General features: G+C 64.9%; 20 protein-coding genes. 10 read left to right on the top strand and 10 right to left on the bottom strand.

Annotated features, from left to right (window positions below; all coding sequences use genetic code 11):
* Positions 1-129: 129 nt before the first annotated feature.
* Complete coding sequence (locus LRP30_RS12130; RefSeq protein WP_249760450.1) at positions 130-1,662, bottom strand: Spy/CpxP family protein refolding chaperone; 1,533 nt, start codon at positions 1,660-1,662, stop codon at positions 130-132.
* Between the two features lie 53 nt (positions 1,663-1,715).
* Here LRP30_RS12130 and LRP30_RS12135 point away from each other — a divergent pair, with 53 nt between their 5' ends.
* A complete protein-coding gene (locus LRP30_RS12135) occupies positions 1,716-2,084 on the top strand; it encodes a hypothetical protein (RefSeq protein ID WP_249760451.1) in 369 nt (122 codons plus the stop codon).
* Positions 2,085-2,255: 171 nt separating this feature from the next.
* Here the strand turns inward: LRP30_RS12135 and rocD are convergent, their stop codons facing one another.
* Positions 2,256-3,470, bottom strand: a complete 1,215-nt coding sequence (gene rocD / locus LRP30_RS12140) for an ornithine--oxo-acid transaminase (RefSeq protein WP_249760452.1) — start codon at positions 3,468-3,470, stop codon at positions 2,256-2,258.
* A 228-nt stretch (positions 3,471-3,698) separates the two neighbouring features.
* Positions 3,699-4,931 carry a cytochrome P450 gene (locus LRP30_RS12145; protein ID WP_249760453.1) on the bottom strand — a complete coding sequence of 411 codons (1,233 nt, stop codon included), beginning with the start codon at positions 4,929-4,931 and terminating at the stop codon, positions 3,699-3,701.
* A gap of 106 nt (positions 4,932-5,037) precedes the next feature.
* On the opposite strand from LRP30_RS12145, the gene LRP30_RS12150 reads away from it, so the two are divergent.
* The 9 genes from LRP30_RS12150 to LRP30_RS12190 all read left to right on the top strand — a co-directional run bounded on the left by LRP30_RS12150 (position 5,038) and on the right by LRP30_RS12190 (position 16,453).
* Positions 5,038-5,580 (top strand): phosphonopyruvate decarboxylase, encoded by a 543-nt coding sequence (locus LRP30_RS12150; protein ID WP_249760454.1) that lies wholly within the window; start codon positions 5,038-5,040, stop codon positions 5,578-5,580.
* Positions 5,577-6,167, top strand: coding sequence for a thiamine pyrophosphate-dependent enzyme (locus tag LRP30_RS12155; protein WP_249760455.1), 591 nt, complete (start codon positions 5,577-5,579; stop codon positions 6,165-6,167). The genes LRP30_RS12150 and LRP30_RS12155 overlap by 4 nt, the downstream gene beginning before the upstream one ends.
* Before the next feature lie 141 nt (positions 6,168-6,308).
* Positions 6,309-6,995: a TetR/AcrR family transcriptional regulator gene (locus LRP30_RS12160; protein ID WP_249761746.1), complete on the top strand. Its 687-nt coding sequence runs from the start codon at positions 6,309-6,311 to the stop codon at positions 6,993-6,995.
* A 1-nt stretch (position 6,996) separates the two neighbouring features.
* Positions 6,997-8,190: an efflux RND transporter periplasmic adaptor subunit gene (locus LRP30_RS12165; protein WP_249760456.1), complete on the top strand. Its 1,194-nt coding sequence runs from the start codon at positions 6,997-6,999 to the stop codon at positions 8,188-8,190.
* 67 nt (positions 8,191-8,257) lie between these two features.
* The gene (locus tag LRP30_RS12170; protein WP_128935129.1) at positions 8,258-11,356 is read left to right on the top strand and encodes a MexW/MexI family multidrug efflux RND transporter permease subunit; all 3,099 of its coding nucleotides are present in this window, start codon (positions 8,258-8,260) and stop codon (positions 11,354-11,356) included.
* A gap of 125 nt (positions 11,357-11,481) precedes the next feature.
* The gene (locus LRP30_RS12175) at positions 11,482-14,064 is read left to right on the top strand and encodes an ATP-binding protein (RefSeq protein ID WP_249760457.1); all 2,583 of its coding nucleotides are present in this window, start codon (positions 11,482-11,484) and stop codon (positions 14,062-14,064) included.
* Positions 14,061-14,450: a response regulator gene (locus LRP30_RS12180; RefSeq protein ID WP_018315558.1), complete on the top strand. Its 390-nt coding sequence runs from the start codon at positions 14,061-14,063 to the stop codon at positions 14,448-14,450. The genes LRP30_RS12175 and LRP30_RS12180 overlap by 4 nt, the downstream gene beginning before the upstream one ends.
* Positions 14,447-15,697 (top strand): adenylate/guanylate cyclase domain-containing protein, encoded by a 1,251-nt coding sequence (locus tag LRP30_RS12185; protein ID WP_249760458.1) that lies wholly within the window; start codon positions 14,447-14,449, stop codon positions 15,695-15,697. Before LRP30_RS12180 ends, LRP30_RS12185 begins: the two co-directional genes overlap by 4 nt.
* A 9-nt stretch (positions 15,698-15,706) precedes the next feature.
* A complete protein-coding gene (locus tag LRP30_RS12190; RefSeq protein WP_249760459.1) occupies positions 15,707-16,453 on the top strand; it encodes a hypothetical protein in 747 nt (248 codons plus the stop codon).
* Between the two features lie 117 nt (positions 16,454-16,570).
* Here LRP30_RS12190 and LRP30_RS12195 read toward each other — a convergent pair whose 3' ends face one another.
* Genes LRP30_RS12195 through LRP30_RS12225 form a run of 7 tightly spaced genes read right to left on the bottom strand, consistent with a single transcriptional unit; the run spans position 16,571 to position 24,561 of the window.
* Positions 16,571-17,455: an ABC transporter permease gene (locus LRP30_RS12195; RefSeq protein WP_249760460.1), complete on the bottom strand. Its 885-nt coding sequence runs from the start codon at positions 17,453-17,455 to the stop codon at positions 16,571-16,573.
* Positions 17,456-17,459: 4 nt separating this feature from the next.
* A complete protein-coding gene (locus LRP30_RS12200; protein WP_249760461.1) occupies positions 17,460-18,401 on the bottom strand; it encodes an ABC transporter permease in 942 nt (313 codons plus the stop codon).
* 10 nt (positions 18,402-18,411) lie between these two features.
* Positions 18,412-19,920 carry an ABC transporter substrate-binding protein gene (locus tag LRP30_RS12205; RefSeq protein WP_249760462.1) on the bottom strand — a complete coding sequence of 503 codons (1,509 nt, stop codon included), beginning with the start codon at positions 19,918-19,920 and terminating at the stop codon, positions 18,412-18,414.
* A gap of 22 nt (positions 19,921-19,942) precedes the next feature.
* Positions 19,943-21,049 carry a dipeptide ABC transporter ATP-binding protein gene (locus LRP30_RS12210; protein ID WP_249760463.1) on the bottom strand — a complete coding sequence of 369 codons (1,107 nt, stop codon included), beginning with the start codon at positions 21,047-21,049 and terminating at the stop codon, positions 19,943-19,945.
* Positions 21,049-22,038 (bottom strand): ABC transporter ATP-binding protein, encoded by a 990-nt coding sequence (locus LRP30_RS12215; protein WP_249760464.1) that lies wholly within the window; start codon positions 22,036-22,038, stop codon positions 21,049-21,051. Before LRP30_RS12215 ends, LRP30_RS12210 begins: the two co-directional genes overlap by 1 nt.
* Positions 22,035-22,745, bottom strand: a complete 711-nt coding sequence (locus tag LRP30_RS12220; RefSeq protein ID WP_128944905.1) for a DUF1028 domain-containing protein — start codon at positions 22,743-22,745, stop codon at positions 22,035-22,037. Before LRP30_RS12220 ends, LRP30_RS12215 begins: the two co-directional genes overlap by 4 nt.
* A 10-nt stretch (positions 22,746-22,755) precedes the next feature.
* The gene (locus LRP30_RS12225) at positions 22,756-24,561 is read right to left on the bottom strand and encodes a gamma-glutamyltransferase family protein (protein ID WP_249760465.1); all 1,806 of its coding nucleotides are present in this window, start codon (positions 24,559-24,561) and stop codon (positions 22,756-22,758) included.
* Positions 24,562-24,595 lie beyond the last annotated feature (34 nt).

Here is a 24,595-nt window from a genome sequence, read left to right on the forward strand (position 1 = left end):
GAGCGAAGTGGATATTCGAGCGAAGTGGATACCGGTTCGCGTGAAGAAAACGCGTCAAAACAAAAATCTAGAGCGCCGGTTCTGATTCAATCAGAACCGATAGTGCTCTAGGTCACGCGCGCGCTGCCCTCACGGGCTTGCGACCTGTTGCAGCGTGTTGAAGCGCGCCTTCTGCTCGCTGCTCAGCGTGGCGTAGAACTCGTCCAGCGCAGGTTCGACCAGCTTGGCGGCCGTCAGCATGGCCTCGAGCCGGCGCTGCATTGCCTCGAGCCGTCCGACCGGCGTTAGCGGCACATCGTTCGGGCAGGCTGCCTGCAAGTCCTGAACGCCCTTCGCCGTCGCTTCGCCGAGGCGGTCGAGCGCCTCCTTCTGCTTGCCTGCGGGGTGGAGCACGGCCTCGATCCTCTGGATCGGCAACTGGGTCAGGCTGGACTTGGGATCACCGCAGCCCTCGGCACTGGCTTGCTGCTGCTGTGACGAGCGGTCGCCGACATTGGGGCCGAGCGCGTTGAAGCGGGCCTGCTGTTCGTCACTGAGCGAGTTGTAGAACTTCTCCAGCGCCGGTCGCACGATCTTGACGGCTTCCAGCGTTGCGCTGATGCGGTTCATCATCGCGCGCAAGCGGCCAGGCGGCGTCAGTGCATAAGTCTCCGCGCAGGAATCCTTGAACACACCGGCAGCTTCGGCCGCCGCAGTCTTCAACTCGTCGAGCAGCGCGCGTTGCTCCGGCGTGGGCTGCACTGCTTTCGCGATATCGGCAAGCGGCCAAGCGGTGATGCCCTTGTCCGGCGTGCCGCACAATTGCTGTAGCGTTTGCGGGCTCACGCTGGCGCGCGGACGCGCGCGGCCACCGCCGCCGGCTTGCGGATAGTCATACGGGGTGGTGCTGGCAAAGGCGGAATAGGGGCCGCCACCGCCCCAGAACACGGTGTCGACGAAGTCGTCATACGCGTACGCCCAATAGCCGGGCTCATACGCATAGGACCAGAACGTGTAGTCAAAAATGTCGGAGTAAGCGTATGGCCAGAACACCGGCCCAAGCCACGCCACGAATACCGCGGGATGGTGGTGACGCCAGGCCTGACGGGGAGCCCAGCCGCTCTGGCGAGTGAGGAGGGCGGCTTGGGTCTGCGGAGCGGCTTGCTCACGGAAGCGCTCCGCAAACCGCCCGCGCTCGGCGGCCTGCACAGCGGCAGCCGTGGCGGCTCGCCCAACTGTCGTCGGCTCAGGTCCCAACCGCTGCAGGCGCGCCTGATCACTTTGCTGCAAGCGCTGTTCGCGCTGCAGCAGCCGGTTCTGCGTCTGCAGCATCCGCTCCTGCGCGCGTTGCGCCCGCAGGCCTTCCGGCTTCTGCGACTGCAGTTGCTGGACGCGCTGCTGCAAGCGGTCAATGCGGGTCTGCCGTTCTGTGCTCTGGCGCGACAGCATCTCGCGCTGCCGCTGCTCGACGTGCTGCTCGCGCTGTTGAACTCGCTGCTCGCGTTCAAGCAGCCGGCTCTGCGACTGCAGCAACCGTTGTTGCTCGCGTTGCGCCCTTGCGCCTTCTGGTGGCTTTTGCGACTGCAATTGCTGCACGCGCTGCTGCAAGCGGTCGATGCGGCCCTGGCGTTCCGCGGACTGGCGCGACAGCGTCTCGCGCGGCGGTCTCGGTCGCTCACTCACGGCCGGGGGTGCACTTGGGCGCGAGGGGGCGGCGATATGCGGCGTCCGCTGGGGTGCCATGGCCGGACGCTGCGTTGCTGCCGGCGCCCGATGGATTTCAGGCCGCGGAGCCGCCACGTGCGGCGCCGCCCGCGACGGCGGTGCAGCGAAATGTGGTGTCGGGCGGGACGGCGGTGCAGCGAAATGCGGGGTCGGGCGCGATGGCGGTGCGGCGATATGCGGCGCCGAATGTTGCGGCATGGCCGGTCGTTGCGACATGGCCGGGGGATGGAATGCCGGCGCAGCGGGACGCGCCATGGCTGGCGGCGCCGCCGGACGGGCCATGGCCGGTGGTGCTGCTGGCCGAGCTGCCGGCGCTGCGCCCGCACCGGGTGGTCCGCCCCTTCCGTGTCCCTGGCCGGGTCCTTGGGCGAACGCACTGAGGCTCGCCGACAGCATCGAGACACCAACTAAAACAGCCGTAAGGCAAAAGCCACGCGGAAGCATGATTGCAGCTCCCAGCTCGTAATCGCCCACGACGTTTCAACGCGCAGATGGGGGAATCGTTCGTTGTTGGCCGCTTCAGGCATTGCGATCTTCCGACGCAGGCAGCCTCAAGAGAAATCCTGCGTCAGGGTGGTGGCGAGCCGCTCCAGCGCCCAGTCGACCTGGTCGCTGGTGATCACCAGCGGCGGGGCGATGCGGATCGTATGCTCATGGGTATCCTTGGCGAGGATGCCCTTGCCCTGAAGCGCCTCACAGTAGCGGCGTGCGCGCCCGGCCTCGGGATGCAGCTCGACCGCCAGCATCAAGCCGCGTCCGCGCACCTCGCGGATCGTATTGGCACGAATGTCCTTCAAGCCTTGCAGAAAGCGCGCGCCCTGCCTGGCCGCGTTGTCGATCATGCCTTCCTCGACCAGCACGCGGATCGCCGCGCGCGCCACCGCGCAGGCAAGCGGATTGCCGCCAAAGGTCGAGCCATGCTGCCCGGGTCTCAATGTCCCGAGCACGTCGTTGTTCGAAAGCACGGCCGACACCGGATAGAAGCCGCCGGACAAGGCCTTGCCGAGCAGCGTCACGTCCGCCTCGATTCCTTCGTGCTGTTCGGCGAGCAGCTTGCCGGTGCGGCCAAGCCCGGTCTGGATCTCGTCGAGGACCAGCATCACGTTGTTGGCGGTGCAGAGCTCCCGCACCTCAGTGAAATAGCCGACTGGAGGAATGACGACACCGGCTTCGCCCTGGATCGGCTCGACCAGAAAGGCGACGGTGTTTGGCGTGATGGCCTCTTCCAGCGCCGCGGCGTCGCCGAACGGGATGATCCTGAAGCCAGGCGCGAACGGACCGAAATGTGTGCGTGTCTCGGGATCGGTTGAAAAGCCGACGATGCCCAGCGTGCGTCCGTGGAAATTGTTGGCACAGACGATGATCTCGGCCTGGCCGTCCGGCACGCCCTTCACCTCATAGCCCCATTTGCGGACCGACTTGATCGCGCTTTCGACCGCCTCAGCGCCGCTGTTCATCGGCAGCACCTTGTGGGAGCCGGTGAGCGCCGCGATCTCCTCGTAGAACAAGGCGAGCTGGTCGTTGTGGAAGGCCCGCGAGGTGAGCGTCAGCCTGTGCGCCTGTTCGACCATCGCCGCCAGGATCTTGGGGTGGCAGTGGCCCTGGCTGACCGCCGAATAGGCCGAGAGGCAATCGAGATAACGGTTGCCCTCGGTATCCCAGACCCAGACTCCCTCGCCGCGCGACAGGACGACCCCGATCGGCTCGTAATTGCGGGCGCCAAAGCGTGCCTCTGTTGCGATGAAATCAATGACCGACGCGCTCATCTGTCGTCACTCCATTGCTGCGCGCGGGGGCGTCAACCGACTGCACCGGCGGCCTTCAGCTTGATCTGGGGATCGGACTGTCGCCTTGGAAGCCTTCGTGCGCCCGATTGCGTGCCGCGGCCTGATTTGCCTGAAATGTCAGGTAGTTCTGCGGAGCATCAGGGCATGGTTCGCCGGCCCAGGCTCTACTGTGCATGGGGTTGTTTTCGTCATTTTTGTTTGGAGGCCTCAGCCGATCGCGCAGGGCACGCTCAAAAAGCCGCGAAACCGGACCCGTCCGCCCCGCACCGGCTGCCCGCTCACGGCATAGTTCGGGAAGCGCGCCAGGAAGCGCGCGATCGCGATCGCGCCTTCCAGCCGCGCGAGGGCCATCCCGGCGCATTGATGCGCGCCGGTGGCGAAGGCGAGGTGCCGGTTCGGCGTGCGCGCGATGTCGAAGCGTTCGGGGTCCGGAAACTGCGCGGGGTCGCGGTTGGCCGCCCCAATACACAGCGTCACCGACGTGCCGGCGTCGAGCACGACGCCGCCGAGCTCGACCCGTTCGGTCGTCATGCGGTTGCCGAGCTGGTTGGAGGTCTCGTAGCGCAGGAACTCCTCCACGGCGGTCTTGATCATGTCGGGGTTGTCGATCAGGCGCTGCTTCTGATCCGGGTTCCGATGCAGCGCGACGAGGCCGTTGCCGATCAGGTTGGTGGTGGTCTCGTGACCGGCATTGAGCAGGAAGATGCAATTGTGCAGCAGCTCCTTCTCCGTCAGCCGCTCGCCGTTCTCCTCGCCGCTCCCTTCTCCTTGTATCAGGCGCGTCAGCACGTCGCGGTCGGGATTGCCGGGCTTTTGGCGCCGGCGCGCGACCAGCGTCTCGAGATAGGCGAGGAAGTCCTGTACCGACTTGTTGCCGCGCGCAGCCGCTTCGGGCGTCACCACCGGTTCGAGCGCGCCCAGGATCGCCAGCGACCAGTCGCGCAGCGGCGCGCGTTCCTCGTGAGGCACGTCGAGCAGATTGCCGATCACCTCGATCGGAATGGAGGCGGCAAAGTCCTCGATCAGCTCGCAAGCCCCCTTGGCGGCGATGGCGTCGAGCAGGCCGTCGACCAGCTTGATGAGGTCGCCCTCCATTCCGGCGATGGCGCGCGGCGACAGCGCGCCCATGATCAGGCGGCGCACGCGGGTGTGAGAGGGCGGATCGTTGAAGACGAGGCTGGTGGTGTGGTGCTCGTAGAGCAGGCTGTCGCCGTATTTCGGCGCGAACTCGCGCTTCTTGTCCGAGCTGAACGATTTGGTGTTCTTGTAGGTGGTGACGAGGTCGTCATAGCGGGTCAGGAACACGGTGCCGTTCGGCAGGCGCTTGACCGGCTCGTTCTCCCGCAGTGCACGATAGGTCGGATAGGGGTTGTCGTAGAACTCAGGCGTCAGCTTCTCGAGATCGAAGCTTGCCGCCAGCTCCTTCGCATCTGCGTTCATCCCGTTATACTCGCCGGTTAAAGCCGATATGCCGTTTTTGTTGTTCTGATCGACGCACGCATGCGTCTACAGTCGCGCCGTCTTTGCTAGCCGACCGGACAGGAAAATGCACGCGTGCGCTGACGCTCCCGACACGGCCCCGAATTGGCCCGACGATATTTTCGCGACATTGCAGCGCTTCGACGTCCGGCAGGTGCCGTATGTGCCCGACGCCGGTCACTCGAAGCTGATTCAGCGCGTTCTGGCCTCCTCCACGATGCGCGGCATTGCGCTGACGACGGAGGAGGAGGGCGTGGCACTTCTCGCTGGCGCCTGGGCGGGCGGACAGCGCGGCGCGTTGCTGATGCAGTCGAGCGGCGTCGGCAATTGCATCAACATGCTGTCGCTGATCCCGATCCTGCGCTTTCCCTTCCTCACCCTCGTCACCATGCGCGGCGAGTGGGGCGAGTTCAATCCGTGGCAGGTGCCGATGGGATCGACCACGCAGGGCGTGTTCGAGCTCTCTGGCGTCAAGGTGCTGCGCGCCTCGAACGCGGCCGAGGTGCCGGCCGTGTTGGAGGCGGCTGCAGCGCAGGCCTACAACGCGCTCACCCCCACCGCCGTCCTGTTGTCGCAGCGCCTGATCGGCGCCAAGGTTTTCACCAAATGAGCAAGGCCAATCTTCTCGACCGCCGCCAGGTGGTGTCCACATTGCTCGCGGACCGAAAGGACATCGTTGCGATCGGCGGCTTGGGTGCCTCCACCAACGACATGTGCGCGGCCGGCGACCACGCGCGCAACTTCTATCTCTGGGGCGGCATGGGTGGCGCGGTGATGATCGGGCTCGGGCTCGCACTGGCGCAGCCAAAGCTGCCGGTGCTGGTCATCACCGGCGACGGCGAGATGCTGATGGGCATGGGCGGCCTCGCCACGATCGGCCTGCAAAAGCCGGCCAATCTCTCCATCGTCGTGCTCGACAACGAGGCCTATGGCGAGACCGGCGGCCAGACCAGCCACACCTCCGCGGCCGCCGACCTCGTCGGCGTCGCCAGGGCCTGCGGCATCGAGGACAGCCGGGCCGTCACGACCATGGCCGAGGTCGAGGCCTTCGCAAAGGCCGTCCACGACGTCTCCGTGGGCCCCCGCTTTGCCAATGTGAAGATCGATAGCGCCAGCGTCGAGCGGATCTTGCCGACCCGGGATGGGACCTACATCGTCAACCGCATCCGTGGCGACCTGGGCTTCCGGCCGATCTAGGTCCAGCCTTGCCCGGCCCCCCATCCTGCTCGTGCGCCGTGTACTCTAGCCAGCTTCCACTGAATCCAGAGGTTGCGATGCAACATATTGCTTGACTTCTGCGTGGGTGAGTGCTTACTCACTAACATGAGCTCATTGCGTATGACGAGCGACCTGAGGCGTCAATTGATCCTCGGTGCCGCGAAACGCTGCTTTGCCCGACACGGCTATAACGGCACCACGACCAAGAGCGTGGCGGCCGCCGCTGCCATTTCCGAGGCGCTGCTGTTCAAGCATTTCCCGTCCAAGGCGGCGCTCTATGCCGAGATCCTGAGTGACGAATGCGAGGCCGATCCGGCCCTGATGGAGTTGCTCGAACGGGAGCCATCGACGGCTACCCTGGTCGAGCTGATCCGCGGCATGGTCCAACATTTCCTCGCGATCGCGGACGGGCCCGACCAGGAAGAGGCGCAGCGCCTGCGGTTGATGGCCACGAGCCATTTGGATGATGGTGAATTCGCCCGTTTGCTTTACGCCAAGATCGAGACGCTGATCGGGGCTGTCTTCGTCACTTCGCTCGAGCGCGCGGTTGCGGCTGGGGACGCGCGGCCGTGCACTGGCGATCCACTTAACCTGTTCTGGTTCGCGCATCATTCGGTGATGACCGCGGCGCTGACGAGGCTGCCAGCCGCGCCCTGCCTCGCCTACGGTAAGGCAAACGATCTGGAGCGGCAGCTCTGTGAGTTTCTCCTGAGGGGTATCGGACTTAACGACGCCGCAATTGCTTCGCATCTGAGCCACAATCAGACGGCGGATGCCGGCAAGACGGCAATTGCAGAAAGTGCATGACATGAACATCGTAGCCGAACACAAGATTTCGGGCCAACCGATCGACAACAAGGCTCCCAAGCGTCCGGTCAGGCCGGTGCGCTGGTTCATCATCGTCGGCACGCTTCTGGCCGTGCTCGTCGGTGGTCTCGTCTGGTTCAATTATTTCCGCGGCCAGATGATCAAGCAGTTCTTCGCCAACAACAAGCCGCCGCCGGTCGCCGTCAGCGCCGCCGAGGCGAAGTCGGAGGTGGTGCCGAACCTGCTCACCGCGGTCGGCGGCCTTGCCGCCGTGCACCAGGTCGACGTCTCCGCCGATGTCAACGGTCGCGTCACCGAGATCAAGTTCGAGCCAGGTACGCGTGTCGAAGCCGGCACGCCGCTGGTGCAGCTGTTCGACACGCCCGAGCAGGGCGATCTCGCCAACTACAAGGCGCAGGCGACCGTCGCCCAGCTGTCGCTCGACCGCGCCAAGCAGCTGGCCTCGCGTCAGTTCGGTCCGCAGGCGACCGTCGACCAGGCGCAGGCCGCCTACGACCAGGCGCAGGCGGGCATCGCCAAGACCGAGGCGCTGATCTCGCAGAAGCTGGTGCGCGCGCCGTTCTCCGGCGATCTCGGCATGCGCAAGGTCGAGGTCGGCCAGTATCTGACGGCCGGCACCGCCATCGTGTCGCTGACCGATCTGTCGGAGCTTTGGGCCAACTTCACGGTGACGGAAAAGGATTCCGGCAGCCTCAAGGTTGGACAGGTCGTGCGGTTGAAGGTCGACGCCTATCCGGGCCGCACCTTCGAGGGCAAGATCACCACGATCGAGCCGCAAATCTCGACCGACACCCGCAACATCCGCGTGCAGGCGACGATTGCCAATCCGGAGAGGATCCTGAAGCCGGGCATGTTCGTGACCACCACGGTGGTGTTGCCAGACAAGCCGGCCGTGATCACCGTGCCGGAGACGGCGGTCGACTACACGCTGTACGGCGACTCGGTGTTCGTGATCACCGAGAAGAAGGAAGCGGACGGCAAGACCAGCCTCTCCGCGGTGCGCACCTTCGTGCAGACCGGCAACCGGGTCGAAGGTCGCGTCGAGATCGTCAAGGGCCTGAAGCCGGGCGACAAGGTCGTCGCCGTGGGCCAGCTCAAGCTGCAATCGGGCGCGGCGGTGTCGATCTCGACCGATCCGGCCCCGGCAATCCCGGCGCAGCCGCCGCGCTACTGACAAATACATTCACGTGATCCGGCTCGGCCGGATCACGCCTCTTGAGACATAGAAATCGAGATCGCCGATGGCCTTTACCGACATTTTCATCAAGCGACCGGTCCTGTCGGTCGTTGTTAGCCTGCTGATCCTGCTGATCGGCTTGCGCGCGGCGATGGTGCTGCCGATCCGGCAATATCCCAAGCTATCGAACACGGTCATCAACATCACGACCGTCTATCCCGGCGCATCCGCGGACCTGATCCAGGGCTTCATCACGACGCCGATCGAGCAGGCGGTCGCTTCCGCCGAGGGCGTCGACTACATCACCTCGTCCTCGGTGCTCGGCACCTCGACGATCCAGGTCTACATCAAGCTGAACTTCGATCCGAACCAGGCGCTCACCGAGGTGCTGGCCAAGACGAACTCGGTCAAATACCTGATCCCGAAGGAATCCAACGACCCGATCGTCACCAAGACCACGGGCCAGACCACGGCCGTGATGTATCTCGGCTTCTCGTCCGAGGAGCTATCGGGCTCGGCGATCTCGGATTATCTGACGCGCGTGGTGCAGCCGGTGCTGTCGACCGTCGACGGCGTGGCCTCGGCCGACATTCTTGGTGGTCAGACCTTCGCGATGCGGCTGTGGCTTGATCCCGTGAAGATGGCCGGCCGCAATGTGTCACCGGCCGACGTCGCCGCCGCGATCACTGCCAACAACTTCCAGTCTGCGGCGGGCCAGGCCAAGGGCTATCTCATCGTCTCGAACGTCTCGACGAATACGGGCCTGACCGACGTCAACCAGTTCAAGAAGATGATCGTCAAGGCCAAGGACGGCGGCTTCGTGCGGATGGAGGACATCGCCACCGTCGAACTTGCGGCCCAAAGCACCGATGCGAGCGTTGCCTTCAACGGCGAGCACGCGATCTTCATCGGCGTGCAGGCAACGCCGCAGGGCAACCCGCTGACGCTGGTCAAGGGCGTGCGCGCGCTGTTCCCTGAGCTCGAACGCAATTTGCCCCCGTCGATGAAGATGAAGGTCGCCTACGACTCGACCAAGTTCATCCAATCCTCAATCGACGAGGTGGAGAAGACGCTGGGCGAAGCCGTGATCATCGTGATCGTGGTCATCTTCCTGTTCCTCGCCTCGCTCCGCTCGGTCATCATTCCCGTCGTCACCATCCCGCTGTCGATGATCGGCGTCTGCACCCTGATGCTGGCGTTGGGCTTCAGCTTCAACCTCCTGACCCTGCTCGCGATGGTGCTCGCGATCGGCCTTGTGGTCGACGACGCCATCGTCGTGGTGGAGAACATCCACCGCCATCTGGAGGAGGGCAAGACGCCGGTCCAGGCGTCGCTGCAGGGCGCGCGCGAAATTGTCGGGCCGGTCATCTCGATGACCATCACGCTCGCCGCCGTGTACGCGCCGATCGGCTTCCTTGGCGGTCTCACCGGTTCGCTGTTCCGCGAATTCGCGTTCACCCTGGCGGGCTCGGTGATCGTGTCGGGCGTGATCGCGCTGACGTTGTCGCCGATGATGTGCTCGGTGCTGCTCAAGAACACCGAAGAGGGCCGCTTCGCCAAGCTCGTGAACCGGGTGTTCGGTGCAATCACGAGATGGTACGGGCGCAAGCTCGATCGCTCGCTGGACTACAAGGCCATCACCGGCCTGTTCGCGGTGACGATCCTCGGGCTGGTCGGCTTCCTCTACATGCACACCTCGAAGGAGCTGGCGCCGGAGGAAGACCAGGGCATCGTGTTTGCGGTGACCAAGGCGCCGAAATACGCCAACATCGACTATGTCGATTTCTATGGCGAGAAGCTCGACAAGGAATTCCAGAAATTCCCCGAGACCGATCTGCGTTTCGTGCTGAACGGCATCAACGGCCCGCAGGGCGGCATCGCCGGCATGCTCTTGAAGCCCTGGGACGAGCGCAAGCGTTCGTCGATCCAGCTGAAGCCGCTGGTGCAGGCCGAGCTCTCAAAGATCGAGGGCGTGCAGGCCTTCGCCTTCAACCTGCCGCCGCTGCCGGGCGGGCCGGGCGGTCTGCCGATCCAGATGGTGATCAATTCCACCGCCGGCTTCCAGACGGTCTATGAGCAGATGGAGAAGCTGAAGGACGCCGCGCGCAAGAGCGGCATGTTCATCGTCTCCGACAGCGACCTCGCCTACAACCAGCCGAACGTGAAGGTCACGATCGACCGCACCAAGGCGCAGGATCTCGGCGTCAACATGCAGAACCTCGGCTCTACGCTCGCGGTGCTGCTTGGCGGCAACTACATCAACCGCTTCAACCTCGAGGGCCGCTCCTACCAGGTGATCCCGCAGGTGCCACGCGGCAAGCGTCTGTCGCCGGAATCGCTCGGCGGCTACTATGTGACGACCAACACCGGTCAGCAGCTCCCGCTGTCGACGGTGGTGTCGATCGAGACCAAGACCGACCCAAATTCGCTGACGCATTATAATCAGTTGAACTCGGCGACGTTCTCGGCCGTGCCCATGCCCGGCGTGACCGTTGGTGCGGCGGTCGACTTCCTCGAAGGCGAGGCCAAAAAGCTGCCGCAAGGCTTCAGTCACGACTATCTGGCCGACTCCCGGCAATACGTGCAGGAAGGCAACCAGCTCGCCATCACCTTCGGCTTTGCGCTGATCATCATCTTCCTGGTGCTGGCCGCGCAGTTCGAGAGTCTGCGTGACCCGCTGGTCATCATGATCTCGGTGCCGATGGCGATCGTCGGTGCGCTGATCCCGCTGTTCTTCGGCGCGGCGACGATGAACATCTACACCCAGGTCGGCCTGCTCACCCTGGTCGGCCTGATCACCAAGCACGGCATCCTGATGGTGGAGTTCGCCAACGAGCTCCAGGTCAACGAGCGGCTCGACCGCCGCTCGGCCATCGAGATGTCGGCCCGCATCCGCCTGCGGCCGATCCTGATGACCACGGCCGCGATGGTGACGGGCCTGATCCCGCTCCTGACCGCGACCGGCGCGGGCGCGGCCAGCCGCTTCTCAATCGGTCTGGTCGTCGTCGCCGGCATGTCGATCGGCACGCTGTTCACGCTGTTCGTGCTGCCGGCGGTCTATGTGGTGCTGGCGACCGACCATCGCGCGGCGGCCGATTCGGAGCGGAACAAGCAGGTGGCCGATCTCGACCTCGGCTCCGACAAGGCCCTGCGGCCGACCTGAGGCCCATCCGAGCGAATCCAGAGGGCGGCAATGGGTTGCCGCCCTTTTTCGTTCTCGGCTCCAGCAAGAGTCCGTTCCCGCGCTTGCGAGAGACAAGGTCCGGTCTTCTTGCTAGGTTCCGAGGGATGAGCCTTTCCCTCCATCCCGACACCCCGCAAGCCAGGCCGCTGCCGAGCGCGGCGCCGGGGGAGGGCGCGTCCGGCGAAGCGGCGGGCCGCGGGATCAGAACCCGGCTGTTCACCAAATATGTCGCGCTGTTCGTGGCAGTGGTCGCCGTCGCGCTGCTCGCCAACGGCCTGTTCGAGGTCTTCTTCTATTATCGTGAGCACAAGGCCTCGCTGATCCGGGTCCAGCACGAGCAGGCCGAGGCAGCCGCGGCCAAGATCGGCCAGTTCGTCAAGGAGATCGAGAGCCAGCTCGGCTGGACCACGCAACTGCCCTGGTCGGGGGGCTCGATCGAGCAGCGCCGCTTCGACGCGCTGCGGCTGCTCCGCCAAGTGCCTGCCGTCACCGAGCTCGCCCAGGTGGATTCGACCGGCAAGGAGCGGTTGCGCGTCTCGCGGCTGGCGATGAACTCTGTCGACAGCGGGATCGACCTGTCGAGCGATCCGAAATTCACCGAGGCGCTCGCACACAAGATCTATTACGGGCCGGTCTATTTCCGCCGGGAGTCCGAGCCCTACATGACGCTGGCGCTGGGCGGCGCGCGCAAAGATGCCGGCGTCAGCATCGCCGAGGTCAATCTCAAGCTGATCTGGGACGTCGTGTCGCAAATCAAGGTCGGCGAGCACGGGCATGCCTATGTGGTTGGCCCCGAGGGGCGCCTGATCGCGCATCCCGATATCAGCCTGGTCCTACGCAACACCGACATGTCGGGTCTTGCGCAAGTGCGCGCCGCGCAGGCCGGCAGTGGCCCCACCTCCGACGCGCTGCCCGAAGCGCGCAATATCCAGGGGCAAACGGTGTTGACCGCATCGGCCCCGATCGCGCCGCTGGGCTGGACCATGTTCGTAGAGCTTCCTGTCGAGGAGGCCTATGCTGCGCTTTATGCCTCGTTGCAGCGGCTCGCGATCGTGCTGCTGGCGGCTTCGATTTTCGCGGTGCTTGCGGGGATCTTTCTCGCGCGCCGCATGGTCGGGCCGATCCAGGCGCTGCGCAGCGGCGCCGAGCGGATCGGCGGCGGCGATTTCTCCCAGCGCATCTCGATCAAGACCGGCGACGAGCTCGAAGGCCTCGCCAACCAGTTCAACGAGATGGGCGTGCGCCTGCAGGAATCCTATGCCGACCTCGAGAACAAGGTCGAACGGCGCACAGCGGAATTGAGCGAGTCCCTGCAGCAGCAGACTGCGACCGCCGACGTATTGAAAGTCATCAGCCGTTCGGCGTTCGACCTGCAAGCCGTGCTGAACACGCTTGTTGGCTCGGCAGCTCGCTTGTGTGACGCGGATGAGGGAACGATTTTCCGGCCCAACGATGGCGTTTTCTATTTGGCGGCAAGCTGCGGACTCGACGCGGAACAGGAAAACAAGCTTCGGACATTCGCCTCCGTGCCTGAACGGGGAAGTGTAGTCGGCCGCACGCTGCTCGATGGCAAGACGGTTCATGTCCCGGATGTGCAGGCCGATCCGGAATATGCGCCCTCGTCCGCCCGAAGGCGCGCCAACGTGCGTACGATGCTGGGTGTGCCCCTGCTTCGAGAGGGGGCACCGATCGGGGTGTTCGTTCTGACAAGGCACGAGGTACGGCCGTTTAGCGCGAAGCAGATCGAACTCGCTACGACCTTCGCAGACCAGGCCCTTATCGCGATCGAGAATGTCCGATTGTTCGAGGAGGTCCAGGAGCGTACCAGAGAGTTGTCGCAGTCGCTCGACGACCTGCGCGCCGCCCAGGATCGCCTGATCCAGACCGAGAAGCTCGCCTCCCTCGGCCAGCTCACGGCGGGCATCGCCCACGAGATCAAGAACCCGCTCAATTTCGTCAACAACTTCTCCGCGGTGTCGACCGAGCTGATCGACGAGCTCAAGGAGACCCTGCAGTCGGCCGCGCTCGATGGCAAGACGAAGGAGGAGGTCGACGAGCTGACCGGCATGCTCAGGGCCAATCTCGAGAAGGTGGTGCAGCACGGCAAGCGTGCCGACTCCATCGTCAGGAACATGCTGCTGCATTCGCGCGAGGGCTCCGGCGAGCATCGCGCGGTGGATATCAATGCAGTCGTGGAGGAGAGCCTCAATCTGGCCTACCACGGCGCGCGCGCCGAAAGGCCGGCCTTCAACGTCACGCTGCAGCGCGAGCTCGATCCGGCCGCCGGCATGGTCGATATCTATCCGCAGGAGATCACGCGCGTCTTGCTCAACCTGATCTCCAACGGCTTCTATGCCACTGCCAAGCGCAAGGAGAGTGCGGGCGAGGCGTTCGAGCTGACCTTGCGTGCGGCAACGAAGAACCTCGGCGACAGGGTCGAGATCCGGATCCGCGACAACGGCACCGGGATTCCGCCCGAGGTGAAGCAGAAGATGTTCAATCCATTCTTCACCACCAAGCCGGCCGGCGAGGGCACAGGGCTCGGCCTTTCCATGAGCCATGACATCGTCGTGAAACAGCACGGCGGCACGATCGACGTGAACACCGAGCCCGGTGTATTCACCGAATTCATCATCACGCTGCCGCGCAAGATGGCGGCAGGCGGAACTACTGGAGACGAGACTTGAACGTTTACATCTTGGTCGTCGATGACGAGCCCGACGTCGAGGCGCTGTTCCGGCAGCAGTTCCGGCGCGAGCTGCGCGCGGGACGCTTCCAGATGGAATTTGCGTCCTCTGCGCCCGATGCACTCAAGCGCGCCGCCGAGGTTCGCGATCCCTCGCTGATCCTGATTCTCTCGGACATCAACATGCCCGGCATGAGCGGGCTCGACATGCTGCCGAAGGTGCGTGCCGCGCATCCGGACGTTCCCGTCATCATGATCACTGCCTATGGCGACGCCGAAACGCGCCGCAAGGCCATCGAGCGCGGCGCCGTCGGGCTCCTGACCAAGCCGATCGACTTTGCGCTGCTGCGGCAGGAGATCGACACGAGGCTCGAGCAAGCCGCATGACTGCGACCATCCTCTTCGTCGATGACGAGCCGGACCTCGAGGCGCTGATCCTGCAAAAATTCCGCAGGCAGATCCGGGAGGGGCGCATCGATATCATGTTCGCGCGCGATGGCCTCGAGGCGCTGCAATCGCTCGAGCGGAATCCGCATGTCGACATGGTGGTCTCCGACATCAACATGCCCAGGATGGACGGACTTTCGCTGCTCGCGAAGCTCCAGGAGGCCGAGGACAAGAAGTCGACCATCATCGTCTCCGCCTATGGCGACATGAGCAACATCCGCACAGCCATGAATCGCGGCGCATTCGACTTCCTGACCAAGCCGATCGATTTCGCCGATTTGGAAGCCACGATCGATAAAACCATTCGCCACGTCGAGATGCTGCGCGAGGTGCGGCGGCGCCAGATGGAGGCCGAGCGCGCCCATGCGTCGCTGTCGCGCTTCTTCTCGCCCGAGATCGCCAGGCGCCTGGCGGCGGATGTCGCCGGCGACGGCATGGACGTGCAGTGGCGCGAGGTCGCGACCATCTTCACCGACATCACCGGCTTCACGTCGCTGGTGGAGAGCGCGGCGCCCCAGATGCTCGGCGAGCTCCTCAATGAATATGTCGGCGGCATGACCGAGATCGTCTTCGCGCATGAGGGGACGGTCACGAAAATCATCGGCGATGCGATCCAGGTGCTCTTCAACGCGCCGGGGGACCAGCCGGATTATGCGACGCGTGCGGTCGCCTGCGCCCATGATCTCGACGCCTGGGCGGAGGACTTCTCGGCGCGTTGGAGGGCGAGAGGCGTGAATTTCGGGACCACGCGGATTGGCGTGCATGCGGGCCCGGCGCTGGTTGGCAATTTCGGCGGCAATCGCTTCTTCGACTACACCGCCTACGGCGACACCATCAATATCGCGGCGCGGCTGGAGGCTGCCAACAAGCATCTGGGAACGCGCATTTGCGTCAGCGCCAGCGTCGCCAAGTCGGCTGAAAACTTCCAAGGCCGCCCCATAGGCGAGCTGATGCTGCGCGGACGCAGCGAGCCGCTGCGCGCGTTCGAACCGCTGCCGCAGGCTAAATTCGAAGCGCCTGAGACGGCGCTATATTCGGAGGCTTTCGCCAAGATGGAGGCCGGCGATGCCGCCGCTATGCCGGCCTTTGCTGCGCTGGTCGGCATGCACGCCGACGATCCCCTGGCCGGCTTTCACCTAAGACGCCTGCTCAACGGCGCCAAGGGCATTCGCATGCAACTGGAATAGGAGTCCGTCATGATTCGTGAGTTCTCTGCCGGCAATTATCGTTTCATTCCGTCCGTGTTCCAGTACTCGGCGGGTGCCGCCGCAGATGACGGCTACGAGATCGAGCGCGTCCGGTTCGACCGCCTGGTGCCGCTTGCGGAAGGATTTGCGCTGGCGGCGAAGTTCATCCAGCAGGCCGGGCGGCCGCTGACGGCATTCTGTGCCTGCGAATTGCGCTCGCCGGCGGCTTTCAGCGAGGAAGGCTTTCGGGCGTTCAACCTGCACTATGTGAAGACGCTGTCGGAATGGGGCATCTTCGACGGCACCACCAATCCGGTGGCACGCAGCAATGTCTGCCCCGAGATCGATCCGCCCTCCGAGCCGTCATTCTACGCGTTCTCCTTCACGCGCCCAACCCGCTCGACAGCGCCGAGCTTCGTGATCGCCGGTGGCGCCGAGGCACGTGAGGGCAGCGGCACCTATGTCGAGCGCACCGTGCGCTACCGCGATCTCAGTCCGGAAGGGCTGCGGGAGAAGGTGCGCTTCACGACCACGTCGCAGATGGAAAACCGGATGGGGGCCTTCGGCTTCGGCTGGAAGGACACCACCGGCGTGCAGGCTTATTCGGTGCACGACTTCCACCACGCGCTGGTCGACGAGCTGGTCCGTCGCGGCGCGCTGCGCTCCGGCCTGACCTGGCATTTTGCCCGGCCTCCCGTGGTCGATCTCGAATATGAGATGGATTGCCGCCGCGTGATGCGGGAGGTGGTGATTTGAGATCCTCATCCTGAGGAGCGGCCGTCAGGCCGCGTCTCGAAGGATGGCTACAGGTGACAGTCGGGCCTTCATGGTTCGAGACGCGCGTAAGAACGCGCTCCTCACCATGAGGGACAGCTAGCGCTGGCGCGGGTCGAGTGCGTCGCGCAGGCCGTCGCCGAGCAGGTTCAGCGACAGCACCACCAGGAAGATCGCAAGCCCCGGCCAGATCGCCATCCAGGGCGCCTGGGTCAGGAAGCGCTGTGCGGCATTGAGCATGCTGCCCCATGACGGTGCCGGCGGCTGCTGGCCGAGGCCGAGGAAGGACAACGCCGCTTCGGCGATGATGGCCGCCGCGATCGACAGTGTCGCCTGCACCAACAGCGCCGGCAGGATATTCGGCAGAATGTGTGAGAACGCGATCCGCCACGGTGGATTGCCGAGTGCCCGCGCGGCCTCGACATAGTCCTCGGCCTTGACGCTGAGCACCTGGCCGCGGGTCAGGCGGATGAAGATCGGGGTTGCCGAGATGCCGATCGCGATCATGGCATTGCCGAGGCTCGGGCCGAGGAATGCCGCCAGCGCAATCGCCAGGATCAGGAACGGGCAGGCGAGCATCGCGTCGGTGATCCGACTGATCAGCGCATCGGTGAAGCCGCCGCGATAGCCGGCGAGCAGACCCAGCGGCAGGCCAATGCCGAGTGCGATGGCGACCGAGATCAAGCCGGCGAGCAGCGATGCGCGCGCACCGTAAACCACGCGGCTCAGGATGTCGCGGCCGAGCTCGTCGGTGCCAAACCAGTGCGCGGCGGTCGGCGGCTTCCGCACCAGGCTCCAGCTCGTCGCGACGGGATCATAGGGAACGACGATCGGTGCAAGCGCCGCAAGAAGAATGAACGCGATGATCACGATGAGGCCAAATACAGCGGCCTTGCGCTTGAACAGACGCCGCCGCGCGCGGCGTGCGGGGCTGTCCGGCTCGTGAGCTTGCGTGACGGAACTGGCCAGCGCTGTGTCGGTCATGGCACTAGCCCCGTAGCCGCGGATTGACGAGGATATAAGCGACGTCCGCAATAAGATTCAGCGTGATGTAGACCGTGGCCGTCACCAGTACCACGCCCTGCACGACCGCATAGTCGCGGTTGAACACGGCATCCACGATCAGCTTGCCGAAGCCGGGGATGGAGAAGATTTGTTCGGTCAGCACCGCACCCGACAAGAGTGTGCCGAGCTCGAGCGCGCCGAGCGTGATGATAGGCGTCAGTGCGTTACGCATCGCGTGGTTGAGAATGACCGATCGTTCCGACAGTCCCTTGGCGCGCGCTGTGCGGACATAGTCGCTCTCCAGCACCTGCAGCATGGCACTGCGCGTATGCCGCATCAGGATCGCCGCAATCGCGTTGCCCAGCACGAAGGCCGGCATGATGGTGGCCGAAAGGCTCGCGCGCCAGTTTTCGGTGAGCGGCACATAGCCCGAGGCCGGCAGCCAGCCGAGCTCGATCGAGAACAGGAAGATCAACATGATGCCGAGCCAGAAATTCGGCGTGGAGATGCCCCACAGTGCGAAGAAATTGGCGCCGTAGTCCCAGGCGGTGCCTTTCTTCACGGCCGCGACGATGCCGGCGGGAATGCCGATGCAGAACGCGATCAGGATCGCCATCGAGCCGAGCTGCAGCGTCACCGGCAGCTTCTGCGCGATCAGCTCGCGCACTGGCATCTTGTTGCGCAGCGACTCGCCAAAGTCGCCCGACAGGACGCCCTTGATCCAGTAGGCATACTGCACGGGAACCGGTTGATCGAGCCGGTACTGATGCCGGATCTGCTCGATCACCGCAGGATCGCGCTCTTCGCCCGCCATCACCAGCGCGGGATCGCCCGGCAGCAATTGTTGCAGCGAGAAGATCAGCACCGACACGAAGAACAGCGTCGGCACGATCTGCACAAGGCGGCGGGCGAGGAAGTTCAGCATCCCTTCGGCGTCACTTCAGCTTGAGACCGACCACGCGCACGAGGCCGTCGGGCATCTGCCTGTAACCTTCGAGCTTGGTCGTGTGCGCGATGATGATGCGGCGATGATAGATGTAAAGGAGGGGCTCTTCCTCCTGGACCAGTTTCGCCAGAGCTTCGTAACTGGCCTTGCGCTTGGCGGGATCGGTCACCGCTCGCGCATCCTCCAGCGCCTTGTCGGCCTGTGCATTGTTCCACGCGCCGTAGTTCTGCGGCGCGCCGCTGTGCAGGAAGACGTAGGTGTTGCCGTCGGGATCGACGCGGCCGCTCCAGGCGAGCATGTAAGCCTGGTAGTCGCCGGCCTCGGCCTGCTTCAGTCCGGTCGCGAATTCGGTGAGGCGGATCTTCATGTCGAAGCCGGCCTCGGCCGCCATCGACTGGATCACCTGCGCCGGCGTCTCCGTCTCGGCGCCCTTCGGCACCAGGAAATCGACGCTGACTGGCGGCGTCACGCCGGCTTCCTTCAGCAGCGCCTTGGCTTTCTCGACATTGCGGGGACGGACCGGAAGGGATTTCTGATAATAGGGATGATCAGGATTGACCCATTGATTGCCAACCTGAAACTCGCCGTTGAACACGACCTGGTTGATCGCCTCGCGGTCGATGGCGAGATCGAGCGCCTGTCGCACCTTGGCGGATTGGCTGAGCGGTCCCTTGGCCTTGTCCTTGCCGATGTTGAGGGTGACACCCTGATAGCCCAGCTCGATGGCGGTCGCGACCTTCAGCCGCGAATCCGCGCGAACCTCCTTGAGGTCGGTGGCGAGCACGCGCTCGATCAGGTCGAGTCCGCCGGACTTCAGGTTCGCGAGCCGCACCGTGGCATCGACGATCGGCTGGAACACGATGCGGTCGATGAAGACGTTGTTCTTGTTCCAATAGTCGGCGAACTTCTCGAACACGATGCGGTCCTGCTGCACGCGCTCGACGAATTTGTAGGGGCCCGCACAGACCGGACGCAGGCCGAACTTGTCACCGGCTTCCTTCGCCGCCTTCGGCGACATCATCATGCCGGCACGATCGGTGAGCTGGGCGAGCAGCGGCGAGAACGGCGACTTCAGCACCAGCTTGATGGTGAGGGGATCGACGACGTCGATGTGGTCGACCGAGGCCAGCTCTGGCTTGCGGAAGGAACCCGGGAAGGTCAGGTGGCGCTCCAGCGAGAACTTGGCGGCCTCGGCATCGAACGGCTCGCCGTCGTGGAATTTCACGCCAGGGCGGAGCTTGATGACGAGCGCTTTGCCATCATCGGCCGTTTCGCTGGACAGCGCGAGCTGGGGCACGATGTTGAGCTTCTCGTCGATGTCGAACAGCTTATCGCAGAACGCGGAGAACACGATGCGGCCGACATAGGTGCGTGCCATCGATGGATCGAGGATGTCGGGGTCCTCGGCAAGACCGATGCGCAGTGTGGTTTGGGCTTGCGCTGTTACGACCGACAGCAGGAAGGCGGTGGCCGTTGCGGCCAGGCGAAACATCTTCATCGGACAATCCCTATTGCTTCGGCTACGTCGTTGTGGGCGCGGTGTCTTGTATACCAACCCCGGAGACGACTGTGCCTTCCGTCTTTTGGCTGAAGGCCGCGACCAATTTTGCAAGTGCTGGCGAAAACCCGCCGGCCGCCGGCAGGATGGCGTCGGCAGACGGCAGCTCGCCTACGCGGTGACAGGCGGCGGCGTGGCCCGCGCGGTCGGCCACGAGCTCCGGCGCCTCGGTGCGACAGCGCTCGATAACGAAGGGGCAGCGCGTATGGAAGCGGCAGCCGGCCGGCGGATTGAGCGCGCTCGGGATCTCGCCCGTCAATAGGACCGCCGTTCGCTTCGCTTTCGGCTGTGGCAGGGGGATCGCGGACAACAGCGCCCGGCTATAGGGATGGCGCGGTGCTGCGAAGAGCGCGTCGGCCTCCGCGGTCTCGACGATCTGGCCGAGATTCATCACCGCCACCTGGTTGGCGATGTGCTTGACCACCGCGAGGTCATGCGAGACGAAGATGTAGGCGAGGCCGAGCCGGTCCTGGAGCTCGCGCAGCAGATTAAGGATCTGCGAGCGGATCGAGACGTCCAGCGCCGAGACCGGCTCGTCGCAGATGATCAGCTTCGGCTCGACCGCGAGCGCACGGGCGATGGCAATGCGCTGGCGCTGACCGCCGGAGAATTCATGCGGATAGCGCTGCGCCAGCCGCGGCTCCAGCCCGACCAGCCGCAACAGTTCGGCGACCCGCTCGCGCCGCTGTGCGGGAGGTACGAGATCGTGCAGAGCCAGCGGCTCGGTCAGGATCTGGCCGACGGTCATGCGCGGATTGAGCGAGGCGTAGGGGTCCTGGAAGATGATTTGGGCTTCGCGGCGGAAGGCGCGGAGTGCATTGGCGTCGAGGGAGAGAAGATCACGGCCGTCAAAGCGTACCGTGCCCACATCCGGCTCGATCAGCCGCAGCACCAGACGGCTGACGGTGGATTTGCCGCAACCGGATTCGCCGACCAGGGCCAGCGTCTTGCCGACTTCGACCGAGAAGGAGACGCCATCGACGGCTTTGACATGCGCCCGAGCGCGGCCGAACAGCGAGCGTTCGGCGACGAAATGCTTGACCAGGCCTTGGACCTCGAGCAGTGCCATCACGACACCAGACGTTCGAGCGGCGCGCGGATGCAGCGCGACAGGTGACCGGGACTGACTTCGATCAGTGGCGGCGCCGCCTTGGTGCAGGCGCCCAGCACGAACGGGCACCGTGCGGCGAAGCGGCAGCCGACGGGCGGCTGCGCCATGTTCGGCACCATGCCTTCGATCGTCGCAAGCTGCTCGGCGCGATGGTCGAGCCGCGGGATCGAGCCGAGCAGGCCAACGGTGTAAGGATGCTGCGGTGCCGAGAACAATTCGTCCACCGGCGCGCGCTCGACGATCTCACCGGCATACATTACCGCGACCTCGTCGCAGACCTCGGCGACGACGCCGAGATCATGCGTGATCAGAATGATGGCGGCACCGCTCGCGGCCTTCAACTCCCGCATCAGCTCCAGAATCTGGGCCTGCAAGGTGACATCGAGCGCCGTGGTCGGCTCGTCAGCAATCAAGAGGCGCGGATCGCAGGCAAGCGCCATGGCGATCATCAAGCGCTGGCGCATGCCGCCGGAGAGCTTGTGCGGGAATTCGTTGATCCGACGCTCGGGTGAGGGGATGTGGACGCGGCGCAGGAGCTCGATCGCGCGCTCGCGCGCATTGCGCTGCGAGCCGCCGCGATGGCGCAGGATCGTCTCGATGATCTGGTCGCCGATGGTCAGGCTCGGGTTGAGCGAGGTCATCGGCTCCTGGAAGATCATCGCCAGACGGTTACCGCGCAGGTCACGTAGCGTCTGGTCCGGCGTCTGCAACAGGTCGAGGCCCTCGAAGCGGATCGTGCCCGATATCTCCGCGCTTTGCTTCGGCAGCAGGCCCATGATCGCCAGCGACGTCACGCTCTTGCCGCAGCCGGATTCGCCGACGAGGCCGAGCGTGGCGCCATTGGCGACGCTGAGATCGACGCAATCGACCGCGTGGGTGACACGGCCATCGTCGCCGTGGAAGCGAATGCGCAGATCCGTGATCTCGATGAGGGGACTGGCGCTCATGACTGTCTTGCGCGGGCTGCTTTGATGCTGGCGTCGATGACGCTGCGATCGGTGTTGCCGGCCGGGTTCTGCCGTGTCGGCATGGAGGCGCGGAAGTGCACCCAGAGCTCGTGGCTGACCTGCTCGAGTCGTTCGAGTTCCCCGAGCGGATCGGGATGATCGTCAGCGCGAATGTCCAACGCCGGCCATTCCTCCTCGCCATGGATCAGCAGCGCCGCCGACTGCTTGCCCCGCTTGTCACCGCCGGCGGCTTCGCCGGCGCGCATCGCCGCGAGCAGACGGCGCGGGAAGGGCAGGCTGTCGTTGGCGATGTAGGTTTTTGCGGTCTCGTCGAGCACGTCGGCACCCGCAAGCATGTTGCCGGCGATGGAGAAGCCGCTGCCCGCGATGTGTCCGCACCAGTCGATACAATCGCGCCCGGTATGCGCGGCGATCTCGCCGCTCGCGTCCATGATGTGGATCTGGCGGCTTTCGCGGCCGTCGTCGGCAGCGAGCAGCGCGGCAAGCACGTCGTGTGCATTGAGGCCTTCGCGCAGCAGCTTGACGCCGTCGATGCCGTAATAGGGATTGACCAAGGCCTGCGTGGCGATTGCCCCGAGTCCAGCGGCAATGTACGGGACACGCGCGCCCACGGCGAAGAAACGCGTCGCAACGGCAATGCCGAACTGGTCGGTGGCAGGATCTCGCGCGATGATCGACCAGGTCATTTTCTGCCCATCAGCGTCCTACGGCGTAGCCCTGCATGCCGCGGGGATTTGCGGCAGCGCGCCGGCGCACGCCGACGCGCGAGGCCGCGGTGAGGCGGCCTTCCGACCAGTCGGGACCGACCTCGACGACGTGCCCGCGCTCGCGAAGGTTCTCGATCGTGGCCTTCGGCACGCGGTTCTCGACCACGAGCACGCCCGGGCGCGCGGTGCGCGGCCAGAACGAGATCGGGAAGTGTTCGGAGTGCCAGGCCGGCGCGTCGATCGCCTCCTGGAGATTGAGGTTGCAATGGACGTGGCGCAGGAAGAACTGCGTGATCCACTGGTCCTGCTGGTCGCCGCCGGGCGAGCCCCAGGCGAGATACGGCTCGCCATCGCGCAGCGCCATGGTCGGCGACAGCGTGGTGCGCGGCCGCTTGCCCGGCGCGAGCGCCGCGGGATGGTCCTCCTCGAGCCAGAACATCTGTGCGCGGCTGCCGAGACAGAAGCCGAGCTCGGGAATGATCGGCGAGGATTGCAGCCAGCCGCCCGACGGCGTCGAGGACACCATGTTGCCGGCCTTGTCGATGATGTCGAAATGCACGGTGTCGCCGCGCACCTCGCCGAAGCGCCCCACGGTCGGCTCGCCAGCACCGAGCGCGCCGACCGCCTCGCGCTGGCCCTCGGCGCGGCGAAGCTTGACCACGCCGCCAAAGCCCTCGACCGAGCCGGGGCGGAAGTCGAGCGAGGCCTTTTCGGTGACGAGCTTGCGGCGCTCGTCGTTATAGGCATCCGACAGCAACGTCGTGATCGGGATCTCGTTGAATTTGGGATCGCCGTAGAACTTTTCGCGGTCGGCGAATGCAAGCTTGGCGCATTCGATCTGAAGATGGATGAACTCCGGCCCGGTCGGATCGAGCCCGTCGAGCGCAAAGCCTTTCAAGAGAGCGAGCTGCTGGAGCGTAACCGGGCCCTGGCTCCAGACGCCGGCCTTGCAGACGGTGTAGCGACCGTAATCGTAAGTGAGCGGCGCCTCGATCGTCGGCTGCCAGCGTGCCATGTCGTCGGCCGAGAGGACGCCGCGATGCGGCGAGCCGCTAACGTCCATGACCTCCTGGGTGCGGCAGAATTTGTCGATGGCTTCCGCAACGAAACCTTGCGACCAGGCTTTTCGCGCGCGCTCGATCTCGGCGTCGCGGCCGCCGCCGCCGCTCTCGGCCTCGCTGAGAATGCGGGTATAGGTCGCAGCCAGCGTCTTGTTGGTGAACAGCGTTCCGGGCCTCGGCACCTCGCCATTCGGCAGGTAGACGGCGGCCGAGGTCGGCCAATGCTTGCGGAACAGCTGCTCGACGGTCTGGATCGTGGCGCAAGCGCGCTCGACCAGCGGATAGCCGTCACGCGCATAGGAGATCGCGGGCTCCAGCACATCGCGCACACGCATCGTGCCGTAGTCGCGCAGCAGCATCATCCAGGATTCAAATGTCCCGGGAACGCAGGCGGCGAGCAGACCGGTGCCGGGCACCATGTCGAGGCCTTCGCTCTTGTAGTGCGCGATGGTGGCGCGTGCCGGTGCCGGGCCTTGACCGCAGATCACTTCGGTGCGCCCGCGCTTGACGTCATGGACGATGACAGGCACGTCGCCGCCGGGGCCGTTCAGATGCGGCTCGACCACCTGGAGCGTGAAGGCGGTGGCGACACCGGCGTCGAAGGCGTTGCCGCCCTTCTCCAGGATGCCCATGCCAACGGCGGTCGCAATCCAATGCGTGGTGGCGACGACCCCGAAGGTGCCTTCGATCTCCGGCCTCGTCGTGAACGGATCGGGATTGATTTTGCTGGTCATGGGCTACCTCATTTGCGACGCGCGCAATTGATCA

This window comes from Bradyrhizobium sp. C-145 (assembly GCF_023375135.1).
Lineage (GTDB): Bacteria > Pseudomonadota > Alphaproteobacteria > Rhizobiales > Xanthobacteraceae > Bradyrhizobium > Bradyrhizobium zhanjiangense.